General features: G+C 70.1%; 9 protein-coding genes and 1 pseudogene. 3 read left to right on the top strand and 7 right to left on the bottom strand.

Annotation, left to right across the window (positions count from 1 at the left end):
- Positions 1-227: 227 nt before the first annotated feature.
- The 4 genes from BIV23_RS38520 to BIV23_RS38535 form a co-directional block, all read right to left on the bottom strand.
- Complete coding sequence (locus BIV23_RS38520; protein WP_071385659.1) at positions 228-1,199, bottom strand: TniB family NTP-binding protein; 972 nt, start codon at positions 1,197-1,199, stop codon at positions 228-230.
- A gap of 86 nt (positions 1,200-1,285) precedes the next feature.
- On the bottom strand, positions 1,286-3,328 hold the full coding sequence (locus BIV23_RS38525) for a Mu transposase C-terminal domain-containing protein (protein ID WP_425443572.1): 2,043 nt from the start codon (positions 3,326-3,328) through the stop codon (positions 1,286-1,288).
- Between the two features lie 59 nt (positions 3,329-3,387).
- Positions 3,388-4,194 (bottom strand): TnsA-like heteromeric transposase endonuclease subunit, encoded by an 807-nt coding sequence (locus BIV23_RS38530; protein ID WP_425443573.1) that lies wholly within the window; start codon positions 4,192-4,194, stop codon positions 3,388-3,390.
- Between the two features lie 108 nt (positions 4,195-4,302).
- The gene (locus tag BIV23_RS38535; RefSeq protein WP_071385655.1) at positions 4,303-5,697 is read right to left on the bottom strand and encodes a TniQ family protein; all 1,395 of its coding nucleotides are present in this window, start codon (positions 5,695-5,697) and stop codon (positions 4,303-4,305) included.
- A gap of 354 nt (positions 5,698-6,051) precedes the next feature.
- Here BIV23_RS38535 and BIV23_RS38540 point away from each other — a divergent pair, with 354 nt between their 5' ends.
- Genes BIV23_RS38540 through BIV23_RS49940 form a run of 3 tightly spaced genes read left to right on the top strand, consistent with a single transcriptional unit; the run spans position 6,052 to position 7,498 of the window.
- Positions 6,052-6,333, top strand: a complete 282-nt coding sequence (locus tag BIV23_RS38540; RefSeq protein ID WP_071385656.1) for a hypothetical protein — start codon at positions 6,052-6,054, stop codon at positions 6,331-6,333.
- The gene (locus tag BIV23_RS38545; protein ID WP_071385657.1) at positions 6,330-6,854 is read left to right on the top strand and encodes an RNA polymerase sigma factor; all 525 of its coding nucleotides are present in this window, start codon (positions 6,330-6,332) and stop codon (positions 6,852-6,854) included. Before BIV23_RS38540 ends, BIV23_RS38545 begins: the two co-directional genes overlap by 4 nt.
- Positions 6,851-7,498, top strand: a complete 648-nt coding sequence (locus tag BIV23_RS49940; RefSeq protein WP_143079203.1) for a hypothetical protein — start codon at positions 6,851-6,853, stop codon at positions 7,496-7,498. The genes BIV23_RS38545 and BIV23_RS49940 overlap by 4 nt, the downstream gene beginning before the upstream one ends.
- 519 nt (positions 7,499-8,017) lie before the next feature.
- On the opposite strand, the gene BIV23_RS38550 is transcribed toward BIV23_RS49940, so the two are convergent.
- The 3 genes and pseudogenes from BIV23_RS38550 to BIV23_RS52710 all read right to left on the bottom strand — a co-directional run.
- On the bottom strand, positions 8,018-9,958 hold the full coding sequence (locus BIV23_RS38550) for a Helicase associated domain protein (RefSeq protein ID WP_071385658.1): 1,941 nt from the start codon (positions 9,956-9,958) through the stop codon (positions 8,018-8,020).
- A gap of 908 nt (positions 9,959-10,866) precedes the next feature.
- Positions 10,867-13,344, bottom strand: a complete 2,478-nt coding sequence (locus tag BIV23_RS38555; RefSeq protein ID WP_079173672.1) for a DEAD/DEAH box helicase — start codon at positions 13,342-13,344, stop codon at positions 10,867-10,869.
- A gap of 488 nt (positions 13,345-13,832) precedes the next feature.
- Positions 13,833-14,076 (bottom strand): annotated as a pseudogene (locus tag BIV23_RS52710) (hypothetical protein); the annotation flags it as partial.

A 14,076-nucleotide genomic window follows, 5' to 3' on the forward strand; every position in this document is an offset into this window, starting at 1 on the left:
TAACGCTCGGAGGGGGGTTTGTTGGTGTGTCGAGTGCTTGCTGGCCTGGGGTGTTGTGGGTTCGCTGAGAAGTCGAGTGGGCGGTTGGGTCGGGGTGGGCGGGGGTTTGAGCTGGGGTTATGCGTTCTGTGTGGAGCGTGGCGGGGTGGGTTGTAGGTAGCTCTCGCGTGTAATGGTCTGGTTGGTGTTTTTGCTGGTCAGGGCTGTTCGTGCTGGTGGGGTCGGGGTTATCGGGTTCGGGTGCGGGGGCGGTGGTGGGTTTCGGCGAGGTGGTCGAGTCGTACCGCGTCGAGGGCGGCTTTGGTGATGCGTTCGGTGCCGTCGTGGATGGCGGTGATGGCGGCTTGGCGGATGAGTCGGGTGAGGGATCCGATACGGCCGGCGGTGCGCTGGTGGAGGTAGGGGGCGTGACGGGGGAGGGTGCCGGGCTTGTGCTGGTGGAGGTCTAGGGCGTTCTCGATGTCGGTGATGACGTCGCGGAACGGTTCGCGGGTGCCGTGTCGGGCGGGGAGGGGGCCGCAGTCGATGAGGGTGGCGCGTCCGGCGAGTTGGGCGCCGCGGGTGCCGGTGAACAGGGGGGTGTCGGTGACGTTGATGCCGGCGTAGACGAAGGTGGCGGGCAGGCGTTCGGTGAGGTCTTTGATCAGGTCGGCGGTCTGGGCGCCGGTGGTGGTGCGGGGGTTGAGGCGGTGGATTTCGTCGATGAGGACGAGTTGGACGCCGGCGGCGGTGTAGGTGTGGCAGACGGCGTCGGTGATCTGTGTCTGGGTCATGCGGGTGGTTGTGGGGATGCCGAGGTAGCGGGCGAACTCGGTGATGAGGGTTTTCGCGGTGGCGCCGGGCGGGACGAGGACGTACGCCACGGGTGTCGCGGCGTGGTCTGATCCGGGCGGTGCGGGGTTTTTGCGGGCGTGGGCGAGGTGGCAGGAGCGGCCGACGTTCAGCAGGGCGGTGGTTTTCCCGGCTGCGGCGGGTCCGGTGACGATGAGGGAGGGCCGGGCGGTGGTCTGCTGGTGACGGCCGAGGATCATCAGGGTGCGGACCTGGGCGGCGAGTTGGCTGAGGGCGGGGGTGCGGATCGTGACGAACGCGGAATGGTAGGCAAGGCGTTCCTCGGTGCTGCGGGGCGCCTCGCCGGGACGGGGCGGGGCGGGCGGGTCGGTGGTGGCGAAACGCTGCCAGCCCTGCCAGGTGGTCAGGGGCCAGGACGGCTCGGCCGTGTTGCCGTTGCCCGCGTCGGCGGGTGCGCTGCCCGGGTGATGCGCTGCGGGGTGGCGGCGCGGGTTCACCACTTGTCGGCCTCCTCGTGTGCGTCGTAGAGCCCGAATCCGGTGGCCGCAGCGGGGTGGGTGCCGTCGTCGGGGAGGTCGTCGAGGTCGTCGATGCTGTCGTCCTCGTCGTGTGGTGCCGGTTCGCCGGTGGCGGGTCCGGTGTCGTGTTGCGGATGCCGTGCGGCGGGGACCGGCAGCGTGGTGGCGCGGGCGAGGAGAGCTTGTTCCGTTTTGGTGGCGTGGCCGCTGTGGACGCGGCGCATGAGTTGGTCGAGGGCATCGGCCAGGCCGGCTTCGACGTGTTCGGCCTCGCCATAGGTGCTGTGCTGGGCATGGGTGCGGATGTGCTGCCAGACGTGGTCGTTGAACGGCTGGTGGATGTAGTCGCGGTGGATCCACGGGATTTCGGTGAGGTCGCCGTCGGTGAGGCGGATCCAGATCTGGCGCACGTCGTGGGGGTTGTAGTGGATCTCCCATTTCCCGCCCCGGCCGGCGACGGGGGAGGGCTGGCCGCGGTAGGGGGCGAGAAGGTCCGCGTCGTAGGTGCGGTGGTGGATGGTGATGCCGGCAGGGGTGATGGCCTGCCAGCGCACGGGCAGCAGTTCGAGGTAGTCGCGGCCGGTCAGCGGGACGGGCACGTGTCCGGCGACGGCGACCAGCGCGGCCCACATCTGGTTCGGGGTGAGCGCTTTGCGGGGCATCAGCGGGTGGCGCAGGCCTTCGTGGGGCCGGTGGTGGTAGTGCACCAGCCACTCATCAAGGAGGTCCTGCAGCTGGGCGACGCTGTAGCAGGCGTCTTTCTCGGTGTCGGGGCCGCGGCGGGTGACGTCGGAGCCGGTGTAGCCGGGCAGGTGCTGGCAGAACAGGGCGTTGATGGTGCCGAAGGTCCGCTCGACGATGCCTTTGGCGGTGGGGGCGTGGGGCGGGGCGGGCTGGACGCTGATGCCGAGGTGCTCGCAGGCGGCGGTGAACGCGGCGGAGACGAAGACTTTGCCGCGGTCGACGACGATCGTCTCGGGCAGGGCGACGGGCCTGGCCGCCGCGTCGGCCAGGCGCTCGTCCAGCGCGGCCAGCTGCCGGTGGGGGAGGGCAGGAGCGTGGTCCATGCGCAGGATGTCCGGCCAGGTGGGCCGGGCGGGGTGGGGGACGGCCATCTCCGCGAGCAGCAGGGCGGCGTCGACGGCCTTGGTCGCGCTCGGGCACAGCACGGCGGCGAGGATGGCGCGGGTGGCGACGTCGACGGCGATGGTGAGTTCGGGCCGGGCCAGGCGCCCGTCGTCGAAGAGGGCGAGGACGTCCAGGCGGGTGGTGTCGACCTGGACCTGTTCGCCGGGCCGCAGCGCCGTGGCGGGGGTGAAGGCCCGCCCGTCGACGCTGGCCGGCACCTGCCTCACGGGCCCGGTGGGCAGTTCACCGGGCCGGGCCAGAGCGGTGACCAGACGGTACAGCGTGGCCTGGGACGGCGTGGGCACCGTGCCGGGGCCGTGCCGGTCCTGAAGGATCTGGTTGATGAGGGGGAACAGGCCGTTGATGGTGCCCTTGGAGCGGCCGCGGCGGCGGCGCAGCGCTTCGCGGACGGCGGCGACGACCCGTTCGTCGGAACGCCCGGTGGGGCTGGAGGCACGGGTGGTGCGGTGGTCGAGGAGCCCCCACAGGCCTTGTTTGCGGTAGGCCAGGCGCATGCGCTGCACCGTGGTGCGCGACACCCGGCCGAAGCCCAGCGCGGTCAGCTCCTGGGCTTTGGCCTGCTCCCGCTCGGCCAGCGTGTGCCGCTCGGGGTCGTACTGCGGCCGCACCGCTCCTTCGCTGCAGGGGCCGCCGGGTAGCCCGCATTCGACTTCCCTTACGTGCCGCTGCCAGGCCAGCGCTTTCTCACGTGCCGCAGTGGGGGCGGTCTCGAACAGCCCCCATTGCGGGGCCGTCTGCGGTACTTCGGCGCCGATGACGGTGAAGCCGGGGTCGGCGAACAGGTGCCCGGCGAGCACGGCCACACCACCGCCGTCCGGGCCGACGAGGTGGATGTCCTGCCCCGACAGGGCGACCACCTGCCACTTCACGCCACGGAACCGGACGTGAGCACCGACCTTCACAGTCGGCCGGGCATTGCGCCGCGCGGTCACCCGGCATCCTCCCTCTCGGGGTTGCTCCAGCCCTGCGGGCCGACGGGGACGCGTTCGTGTAGCGGCGCGTCCAGGCAGGCGGTCAGCTGGCCGTGCCACAGGGCGTGGAAGACGCAGGGGAGGACCTCGACCGGGTCGCCGACCGCTTCGGTGCCCTCGATCAGCGGTCGCGGCCGTGTGAACGCCTCGACGACCGCCGCCATCAGGCCAAGGCGGCCGGCGTTGCGGGGGTGGCGGTAGCCGGCCAGCCATTTCAGGTTGGCGGCCAGAACGTCGTCGAGCGGTGCCAGGCGCCGGTAGGTCCAGCCGATGTGCGCGCACGCTTCCGCGACGGCTTGGGCGGCGCCCCGGGCGCGTTCGCCGCCGGCGTCTTGGTGGCTGGGGCAGTCGGCGAGCAGCGCGGTGCCGTCGGCACGCCGGGCGAAGAGCTGCGGCACCCAGGAACGCACCTGCCTGCGGGGATCACGCCACAGCAGCCGCACCGGCCGCCCCGCCAGGCCCGTCACGTCCGGGTCGCGGTCCAGGACCATCAGCTGGACGCGCATCGCGTTCGACCCCGCGGCCACGTGCCGCCCGGTGGTCGCCGACCACCACAGGCCCGGCCCCCAGCGCCGCCCCGGGACCACCGGGAAAGCCGACACCGGCGGCAAGTCCTCGAACGCCACGGTCATGGCGGCATCCGCCCACCGCTGCTGCACCGCCTGCCCCACTGGGTCGAGGAACACCGCCTCGAACCCACCGCCCTGCTCCACGGCCGCTCGCCCTGGCCGGCTCCGGTGCCGGGCCGCTCCTGTGCTGGTCACCCGCGCCAGCCAAGCCGCTCCTGCCAGCGCATACCGCTGTTTCCAGTATTTCTGCCACGAACGAGTGCCGTATCAGCTAGCAGCCCATCCGCCCCTGGCGCATCGTTCTCAGCCGCTGTCTTCCTGCCCGCCAGGGGTCAGCATCTCCCGGAGCACCTCGACGGGCATGTTCACCCACCGGGCCACCTCTTGAAGGGGCACCCCGCCGTTCACCGCCGCCACCGCGGTCCGTTTCCAGGCGTTCTCGATCAGACCTGCACTGTGACTGAGACCGCGCAGCACCCGCCGGGCGACGTCGGCGGTCGGACCGGTCTGCACGCCGCGCAGCTGTAGCAACTGCTCCTCGGCGCTGTCGATAGCGCTTGTGATCAGCATGCGCTGCTCGGCGGGTACCGCAGCCCGCCACATCGTCCCCGAACCGGGTGCCTTCTTCTCCTTGCCCAGCACCCGCAGCTGGCCGGCCATGGTTGCGGCCTGGTGTTCCTGCCGCAGCCACCACGGGTCGTTGTCGTACCCGTGCGGCCCGCCGGTGCCGCGGCGAAGGCGGATGACGCTGCCCATCCACGCGATGAGCGGCCCGCCGTGGTCCGTCGCGGCCAGTGGCCCCAGCCACGCACGCCCCACCCGCTCACCGAGCCTGCGGCAGAACCTCCCGTCGGCGGGCAGCGCCCGCGGCCGCCCGGCGCCGCTGTCGAGCCACGCCAGCTGGGCCATGGCCGGGTCCAGCAGCGCGTCGGCGACGGCCACCACCTCGGGGAAGACGACCGCGTCCCGCCCCACGATCCGCCACCGCTCCAAATCCGTCCCGGCGTTGCCGCCCGCGACCTGGTGCAGGCGCCGCGGCCAGATCGTCTCCCGCTGCCAGTTGAAGGCGTGCTCCCACCACCGGGCGACGACCGCGTGCGCCAGTGCGAACACCTTCTCCGGCTCTGCTCCGGCCCGTACGGCCCGCCGCGCCACCCCGGTCCACCGCCGCTGCGCCGTGGTCACTTCTGGCAGGTGCCGCACGTCCAGATACTCGTGGGGCTGGTCGGCGTCCGCGTCCAGGAGCCACCGCCCGTGCCGGATACACACCCGTTCCCACCGCGGGGCGTACCGCACCACCCGCACGACCGTCCCCGTACGCTGGGCGGCACACAGGCGGCAGCCGAATGCCACCGGTCCGACGACCGCGCCGCCGATCCGCCACGCCGCCTCCGGCGCTCCGTCTTCTTCGGCGGGCAGCTTGGCGTCCTCCCGCGCCCAGGACGGCAGCGCCCGCGCCAGCACGTCTTCCTTGACGCCGCACAGGCCTGCCAGGAGCTGCCGTCCGGCTGCGTTCAGCAGCACCTCGGCGTCGGCTCGCGCGCCCCCGCCGTCGTGCCCGGGCTGGTAGTTGCGCCAGTGCCAGCAGGACCGCAACGCCTTTGCTTCCAGCCCGTAGCGGCTCGCGATGCGGCAGATCAGCGACGAGGTCGTCTCTCCCCGCAGGGGAGCGGTCCGCAGTAGGCCGGGGTGGGTCACTCCATCACGGTCTCGTGTTCGCCGTCCCGGACGGGCGCTTTCGCAACGGATGCTCAGCGGATCAAGCAAGGCGGCGGTCGTGGTGTCGGCCCGTTCTCACGACGCCCTGGCCTCGCCTCCTTTCCCGGGGCCGTCACTCCTACTCAACGAGGCCCTTCCCGGCCCCAGACCGACTCTTCCGTCCCTTCTGCTCCCCATGTGACCTGCGAAGACGATGCGACGGGCGGGGAAGCCGGGGGAGTTGGGAAAAAATCTTGGTCTCCGGCATCCGGATCTGGCCTCCGGCGGCGTGTAAGCAAGTGAAGGCCCCCGGGCCTTCACCAACGAGTTCGTCTCTACTGGGAGGCCTGGTCGATGACTTGGTCGTACTGGGCAGGAGCGGGCGGGGTTCCCCTGCTGCTCCTGCTGTTCTCCGTGATGCGCCGCACCCGGGGCATCACGGAGATGCTTGTGAAGGCGCATATCGAGACCCGGGCGGAGCGCGAGCAGCGCGCCACCATGGTGGCGATGGCGCAGGCGCTGCCCGACGGCGGCGCCGCCGCCCGTTTCGAGCAGGGCCGCCCGGCCTGGCTGTTCCGCAAGGACATGGCCGACCCGGCCGGTCACCGGGCCATCGCCACGCGGGAGGCTGCGTGAGCGAGGCCGCACCGGGAGCGGACTTCGAGTCCTTCGTCCTCGAGACCATCGAGGCGTTCTCCCGACTGGCCCGGGTCGAGGCGGGTGACCTGCACAGCGCAGAAGACGCTGTGCAGGACGTCTACCTGAACATGTACCGGCGGTGGGCGACGATCTCTGCACAGGAGGGGTCGCTCACCGCGTACGGCCGCATCGCAGTGAAACGGGCGGTCATCGACCAGTTCCGTCGACACAAGCGGATGGTCACGGTACCGGTTCATGAACTGCCCGAAATGGAATCAGGCATCGGCATCCCCGAGGCCGCCTACGAAATAATTAAGGAAGGAATCGGAGAACTCGTCTCCAGCCTTCCTGAACGGCAGCGCGAGGTCATCACCCTGTGTGTTCTGCAGGACCTCAGCCCTGCAGTGGTTGCGCAGCGCCTCCAGATAAAGGAGGAGTCGGTGAAGCGCTACATCAAAGCCGCCGCCAACAACCTGAAGAAGTCCATCAACGAGCACAGCGAGGAGGCCACCGCATGACATACCTGTCCGCTTGGACGCGCCAGCCCGAGGAGCGGGGAACCATCCGGCTCCTCGCCCTCTGGCTCCTGCTCGAAGGATCTGAGCAGGCATTTTCCAAGGGTTCTCGGATCGGCGAGGACCCTGTCCAGGCGGAGGGGGGCCAGCCTGCGGGCTGGCCCCCGGCCCCCGCCCCCTGCCTGGAAGACCACGGAAACGGAAACCATCGAATCGGCGTGGTCCGCGAACTACGCACTCTCCTGAAAAAGGAAGTCGATGATTCCGCGACACCGCAGGAAACACGGCGCGTAGCAGAAATCCTTGAGTTCCTGGACAGGGATAATGTAGCGCGAAGCTGGTGGGAAAGGGCAGCTCTCAAGGGTGACGAGGATGCACGGGACTATCTTCATATCCTCGATGCTGAGAGCGAAGAAGAACTATCGGCATGCTGTGGGCACGGGAAAGAACATACTGAGGAAGCTTTCAGATCATTCGTGAGTGGCTTTGCATGCCGGTCAGCTGGTATTCGCGTAGCTGCAGACAGGGTCGATTGGGCTTTGGGGGAAGCCGGAGTCGGGCTGTCTGAAGCAACGCAAGCTCTCGTGCGTGAGATTGAGGACTTCCTGGCGCACTTGGACCACACCACCGGCGGGCCGCGGTGCTGACACGACAGCGCGTCACGCGCCCACAGATGGGAGAGTCTTTGTAGACCAGCCTCCATGAGGCCTTCACGTGAGAAGGCCGGACGACTCGTTGAAGTGGCGGCCCATCCCCGCGCCCGCGGGGATGGGCCGCCACTGCATTACCCAAAGCTCCGTAAGTCGACTCACGGAGTCCTTCCGCCAGCCACGACTGGATCGAGCACTCGCCACCGCATACGGAACCATCAACCCAGTCTCTGGTTGATGCGACGTCAGCTGAGGAGGCGCTACTGCGGACGTGGTACGACTACATCCACCAGCATCGAAGCGTGCTGGCCGGCTGCGCGTGCGTCGCCCACTCCGGTTTCTACCCTGCTGCCAAGCCAGAAGGGTTACCAAGCAACAACCACCGCCGGGCTCTTGCCGAGCTGTTGCTAGCCCTAGCCGCTGCCAGCCAAAGGCACATCCTGTGCTGCGCCCAGCAGCGCAGGGGATCGCACCGGTTGTCCGAAGCCTCACCAGGGCATCGGGTCCCGCAGCCGGTCACTTCATGCCGGGGGAGCGGAGGTAGGTGGCCAGGTGCTGTTGCCAATGGGTGTCCTGTTCGGGCAGCACAGCCTGGCAGATGCGGGTGAGGGTGCCGTCTGAGTGCCAGTTGAGGTAGCGGTGGCGGCAGGCTTCGAAGGGGCTCAGGGCGGCCGGGAGGCGCGTCCAGGCCTGCCGGGTGCAGGCGATGTGGATGATGGCTTCGAGGAGTTGGCGTTCGCTGCGGGGACGGCCGCCAGTGTGGGTGGGTGGTGGCAGGAGCGGGGACAGGGTCTGCCAGGCGATGTCGCTGATCCGCGGCTGCCACTGTGGCACTCCGCCGGCCAGAGCCAGCAACTCCTCGACCATGTCTTGCTGCCCCGGTTGCAACAGAGGCCTCCGGGCGGCCTGCTCAGACAGCCAGGCGATGGCGTACTCGCGATTCGGCGCGTCCGGCCACCACGCGAGATGGTGGGGGAGTCCGGACAGGCGGTGGCGGCAGGTCCACCACATCTGCTGCCAGGGGATGGGCCAGGGCGGGTTCCACCAAGGGTCGAGGGCAGTCAGTTCCCTGCCGATCCGGGTGGGCCGGCCGGCGGCTCGCTGACGCAGGCGCGCGTGAGTGAGCCATCTCCCCAAGGGGAAGCCGTCGACGACCGTGGGCTGGGAGACGGCGAGGTGGCCGTGGCGGGCGGCGTAGGCACGTGCGACGGCCAGGCTGTCCGGGGCCGGGCGCCGACGCCCTGGCCAGGCCCAAAAGCACTCCACCTCGCCTTGAGTGAGGCCGAGTTCGGCGAGCAGACTCTGCTGTCGCGGCTGCAGCTGCCGGTAGTGGGTGATCTGATGGCGCAGCCACCGCTGAAACCAGTGCGGCAGAGCGTCCAGATTGTCGCCGCCATGGACCCTCCCGTGGGCGAGGACGTGGGCGCGGGCCCGGTACCAGGCACGCTGCCAGTCGACGGGCCAGGGCGGGTTCCACCACGGATCCAATTGCTGCAGCTGTGCCGCCCGTTGTCTGGTCAGTGACGCGGCCTCGGCACGCTGGTTGGCCAGCCAGCGTCCCAGATCGAACCCTTCCGTTACCTGGCCGTCGGTATGCGGGACGGCCAGATGCCCGAACTTTGCCGCATGACGACGGGCCTGTTCCAGGCCTTCAGCGAACAACCTGGCACTTCGCTGCTCAAGGCCCCGACCGTGCCCGGCCCGCCGCGGCACCGCCCACTGCGCCTGCCACCCTCCAGCCGCCGGCGGCTTTCCCCGCCCCACCGCCTCCGGACCCGCCCCTGCACCGCAACCCGGACGAGCAATCGCATCCACAGCCTCGGCCATCAGCCGCAGACCCGCTCCCACCTCGACTGGCCGGTGCGCCGTATGCACCCACCACAGCCCGTACCGCCCCTGACGAGGAGGCAAGCCCGCCTCACGGCGCTGCTCACGGCTCACCGCTTGTGCCCAGGACACCAGCGGCCCCGTTCGCTCCTGCGCCTGAAGCTCACCCAGCCACTCCCGGCCGAGTCGTTCGCCCAGTGCGGCAGCGAACCGCTCACCGCCGCCCCGGCCGCGCACCAAAGCACCCGCGCCGTCACCGGCAACCAGCTGCCGCATCCGCGGGTCTACCAGAGCCTGCGCCATCGCCACGACCTCCGGGAACGTCACCGCATCCCGCACCAGCAGCCGCCACTGCCCAGCTCCCCAGCCCGCCGGATCCGCACACCGCCGCCGGGTAGCGGCCGCCACCTGCTCCAGCCGCCACCCCCACGCCGTCTCCCGCTCCCAAAATTCCTCCCGCTCCCACCAGGAACACACCACAGCCCGCGCCAGTGCGAACACCTCACCCGGCTCAGCGCCAGCCGCCGCACCCGCAGCCAGCGACACCCGCCCCCACCGGCGCTGAGCCCGCCCCAACTCCTTGGCCAAGGCGCTGACGTCGAGGAATTGCAGGGGATGGCCCTCGCCCACGTCCAGCAGCCACCGGCCGTGCCGCCGACACCACCGCCGCCACCGCGGCCGGTACACCCACACCGGCCCCGCACCCCCACGCCGTGCCACACACAGCCGGCAGCCGAATACAACCGGCCCCCACTCAAGCACCCCCATTCGCCACCCAACCCATCCGCGCCCCTCTCCGCTGCGGCCGGCCGGCATCTCCGCTCCCGCCTTCCAGGACGGCAACGCCCGCGCCAAATGCCCCGCCGGCACTCGGCACCAGTCGGCCAACTGCCCCTGTGCCACCTCATCGAGCAGAACCTCGCCATCGGGACGTGAACGGCCTTGATAACCGCGGTTCCTCCACCGCCACCACGCCGTCAGATCCTCGACCCGCAACCCATAGGCGGCTGCCACCCGGTGCAGGAACGACCAGGTCGTCTCCCCCGGGCAAGGCACCACACGCAGAACCGCTCCCACTCCACCCCTCCGCCCGCTGCCTGGCTTCTGCCGCAAGACCGCCGACGACACGCCAGGACGCCCTCAGACTGGAAGCGCCCAAACCAGTCTGAGGGCGCCCAGTCAGCCCGGCTGGGGACCGGCGGTCCCTTCGCCCGCAGGAGTGAGAGGAGAACCTTCCCCTCGGCATCACCCCGACAATGACCCCTTACGACCCGTGTGATGACGGCGCGTCAGCATCCACGCCAGAGCACTGCGTACTCTCATGCCGACAGCGAGGGCCCGAACGCGCAAGAAACCCCCAGAACGCCACTGCCACCGACTGGGTGGCCCCTCAGCAACGCCCACCACCATCTGCCCTGGCCCATGCCCGAAGACATGCAGGGCTGGCCCGCGCCGTTCTCCAAGCCCATCGCCTGCACATGTCGGACGGGGAACCGGGAGTCGTGCTGCTGCCGGTCCCACTGTCCGTCCGGCGCCGGTTACGCCCAGCGCATGCCGATTGCTGTCAGTTGCTCGTGCCGTTCCGGTGACAGGCTCCCTGCCCTGCTGCGTTGGTTCCCGATCCACGCCCCCAGCTTCAGGTCCTGCTCCTCCTCGTCCCTGCCATCGTCGCCGGTGATGATCCGTTCGATGTGTCCCCTGGGTACCCGAAGGTGGCCCTCACGCTCGTAGAACTGCTGGGCGGCGGTGTAGTTCATGGCCCACTTGTCGGCGTGCGTGCGGCGTGGCTTCGGCTTCTCCTCCTCGGCTGCGGGCTCGATGCCGAGGACGTGTTCGCACATCCACTGCTGCACGGCGGTGAGTCTGTCGAAGCCGAGTTGCTGCTGGCCTACCCAGCGTCCGAGGTCCTCGCCCTGGCGCACGGCCTGGCCTGGCGTGGTGGGCAGGGTGCCGCCGGCGTGCAGGTGCCGACGGACGAGGTGGAAGATGCGCTGCCACTCCACCGGCCACACGGGGCACCACGCCGGATCGATGTCCTCGAGCTGCTCGCGCCGCTGGGCCGGCAGCGTCCCGGCTCGGATGTCGGCGCGCTGGTTCTTCAGCCAGATGCCGACCTTGTGGCCCCGGTAGACGGCATCCAGCGGCGCCACGAGGTGACCGTTCTCCTGGGCCCACCCACGCGCCGCGGTGAGCCCTTCTTCCCAGGCGACGTCACGGTGTGACCAGACCATGCCCAACTGCTCCAGCTGTTGGATGCGCTCGGTGTCGAGGCGGCCTTGGGCGTAGAGCCGGCGGGCGTCGGCGATCCACTGCCCGAGCGGGAAGCCGACGAGCGAGGCCGGCCACGCCTCCCGCACTACCTTCTCGCCCTCTGGCTCGGCTTCCTGCTCCCGGCCGTCGGGAACGCGGAAGGTGAACGGCACCTTCACATCACCGTGTTCGCGGGCGTAGACGACGGAGGCCTCCACGCCGCGCCGCCAGTGTTCCTTCTCGGGGTTGAGGACGCGCAGGTTGATGAAGGCGGCCAGGGCGGCCGGGTCGCGCGGGGTGCTGAACTTCAGCAGCGCCCGCGCCGGCACCGACACCACGAGGCCGTCGTCTTCACCCTCGGCGCTCTCTTCGTCCTGGCCTCCTGTGCGGCTCTGGACGCCCTTGGAGCGGCTGGGGGCCTGCGGCATGGCCAATGCCTCCATGATGCGGGTGTCGTGCGCTCTGAGGGCTTCCAGGAGCTTGGCCAGGCCGCCGTAGGCCTTGCTGGTGAGCATGTTGTCCGCGGTTTCCCCGGGTCCGAGCAGGATCGGCACGACCAGGGAGGCGGTCTTGCCCTCGCCGGGTTGGATGCGCAGGGCGCGGCCGACGGCCTGGACGAGATCGGGCATGGACCCGCGTACGTCGGCGAAGTACACGCTGTCGCAGTTCTTGGTGTCGACGCCCTCGCCCAGGACCTTCGCCGACCCCAAAAAGCGCCTGGCCGCACCACCGCCGCCGGCGAACTCGCCCAGCACACGGCGCCGGTGGACCGCATGATGATCACCGCACAGCCAGTCCGCCCAGATGTCGCGCGGGTACAGCTCGGGGTTGTCCGCGTGCAGGCGGGCGGCGACGTCGGGGAGGCCTGCTGCGAAGGCCTCGGCTTCTTTGACCAAGTGGTGGAAGATGAGCGTCCGGCGGAATTCCTCCTCGGCCGAGGCCTTCACCAGCGCGGTCTGCAGCGCGGCGAGCCGGGCTCCACGTACCTGGTCCGACCGTGCATCCTCGCCGAGGAGCTGCGCGGCCTGAAGCTGGGCGTCGGTGATGTCGACGCACACCACCTGGTAGGGCGCGCAGATGCCCCAATTGATCGCCTCGGACAGCGTGAGGGTGTAGCAGCGCGATCCGAACGGCCCGTCCGGATCGTCCTCCATCGACGCCACCAACTCGCCCGGCACGCCCGGCTCCTGGTCGTCGTCCAGCCGCCACAGCCTCGGCGTGGCCGTCATATACAGCCGCCGCAGCGCCGGGATGCGGACGTTGTCGTGGATGACCGCCCAGGGCTTGCCGATCCGGCCCGACGTGCGGTGCGCCTCGTCCACGACGATCAGGTCCCAGCCGGGAAGGCCGGCGCCATGGGCTCGCTCGAGGGTGCCAAGTCCGAGCGAGGCGTACGTGGCGAACACCGTCACCTTGTCGAACGGCCGCACCCAGTCGACCAGCTCCTCAACCGCCGTGGTGTTCGGGAAGACCGCCTCCTCCCCGCGCAGCGAGGACACCCCGATCATCAGGCCAGTACGGCCTCCCTCACGCCACTCGGCCTCGGTCTGCGTGAGCAGGTCGAGGGAGGGCACCAGGACCAGCACACGGCCCGCCTTCAGCTCCTCCGCGCCACGCACGGCTACGAGAGTCTTGCCGGAGCCGGTCGCCATGACCACCTGCGTGCGCAGCCCGCGCTCGGGCACGGTCGAACCCGCGGGCAGCCCGAGGGCACGCAGGACCGCGTCGACGGCCTCGCGCTGGTGGGGGCGGAGAATCTTCGGCACGCTGCCGCTCCTTCGGTGCCTTGGCCACTGTCACCGGGTGACGGGATCACGGTGACGTTTTGGTGGCGCGTCTCGGGTGTGATCACTGGGTGGTGCTCCCACCAGTGTAGGTCTAGGCTTCATTTTGAAGCATGCTGGAGATGTGACTCCCGTGCCTGACACTGCGTCCATATCTGACATCCCGTCACTTCATTCCGGTCACCGTCTCATGTCGAACCCACCCCGCACCCCTACTGCTGGTGCGACTTTTGAGCTCCCGGAGCGAAGCGGAGGGAGCTTCGTCACGCCTGCGAAGCAGACGTGACGCGGTATTGCCCGCAACGCGGGCGATACGCGAGGGCGAAGCCCTCGCCGCTCCGGGAGCGGAGCGAACGGAGCGTCAATCTCCTCGCGAAGCGAGGAGATTGCGCGGACCGCGCAGCGGTCCGCTGGCGCTCACGCGGCGCGTGAGCGCAACCCCCGTGCGCAGCACGGGGGTTCGCTGTCACAGCGCGCAGCGCTGTGGGACCCGCGCCGCGCGCCCAGCCGTCGCGGTAGGCCGCCATGCGGTCCCGCACCACTTCGGGGGTGCGCCGGTCGTCCCAGCGCCGATCGGGCGCCGCTTCTTCGGGGCGTTGCTGCCGGAGTTGGGGAGCGAGGCTCGCCTGACGCACACGACGTGGTAGGTCGTCGGAAGGCCCGGAGTCGTGCGGCGGGTGGTGCGGGCGCAGGGCGGTGACCCCAGGGAGCGGG

The organism is Streptomyces monashensis, from assembly GCF_001866665.1.
Classification (GTDB): domain Bacteria; phylum Actinomycetota; class Actinomycetes; order Streptomycetales; family Streptomycetaceae; genus Streptomyces; species Streptomyces monashensis.

Excerpts from the sequence above, each read along its gene's own strand:
- BIV23_RS38540 (WP_071385656.1), top strand. The coding sequence starts at position 6,052 with ATGACTTGGTCGTACTGGGCAGGAGCGGGCGGGGTTCCCCTGCTGCTC.
- BIV23_RS49940 (WP_143079203.1), top strand. The coding sequence starts at position 6,851 with ATGACATACCTGTCCGCTTGGACGCGCCAGCCCGAGGAGCGGGGAACC.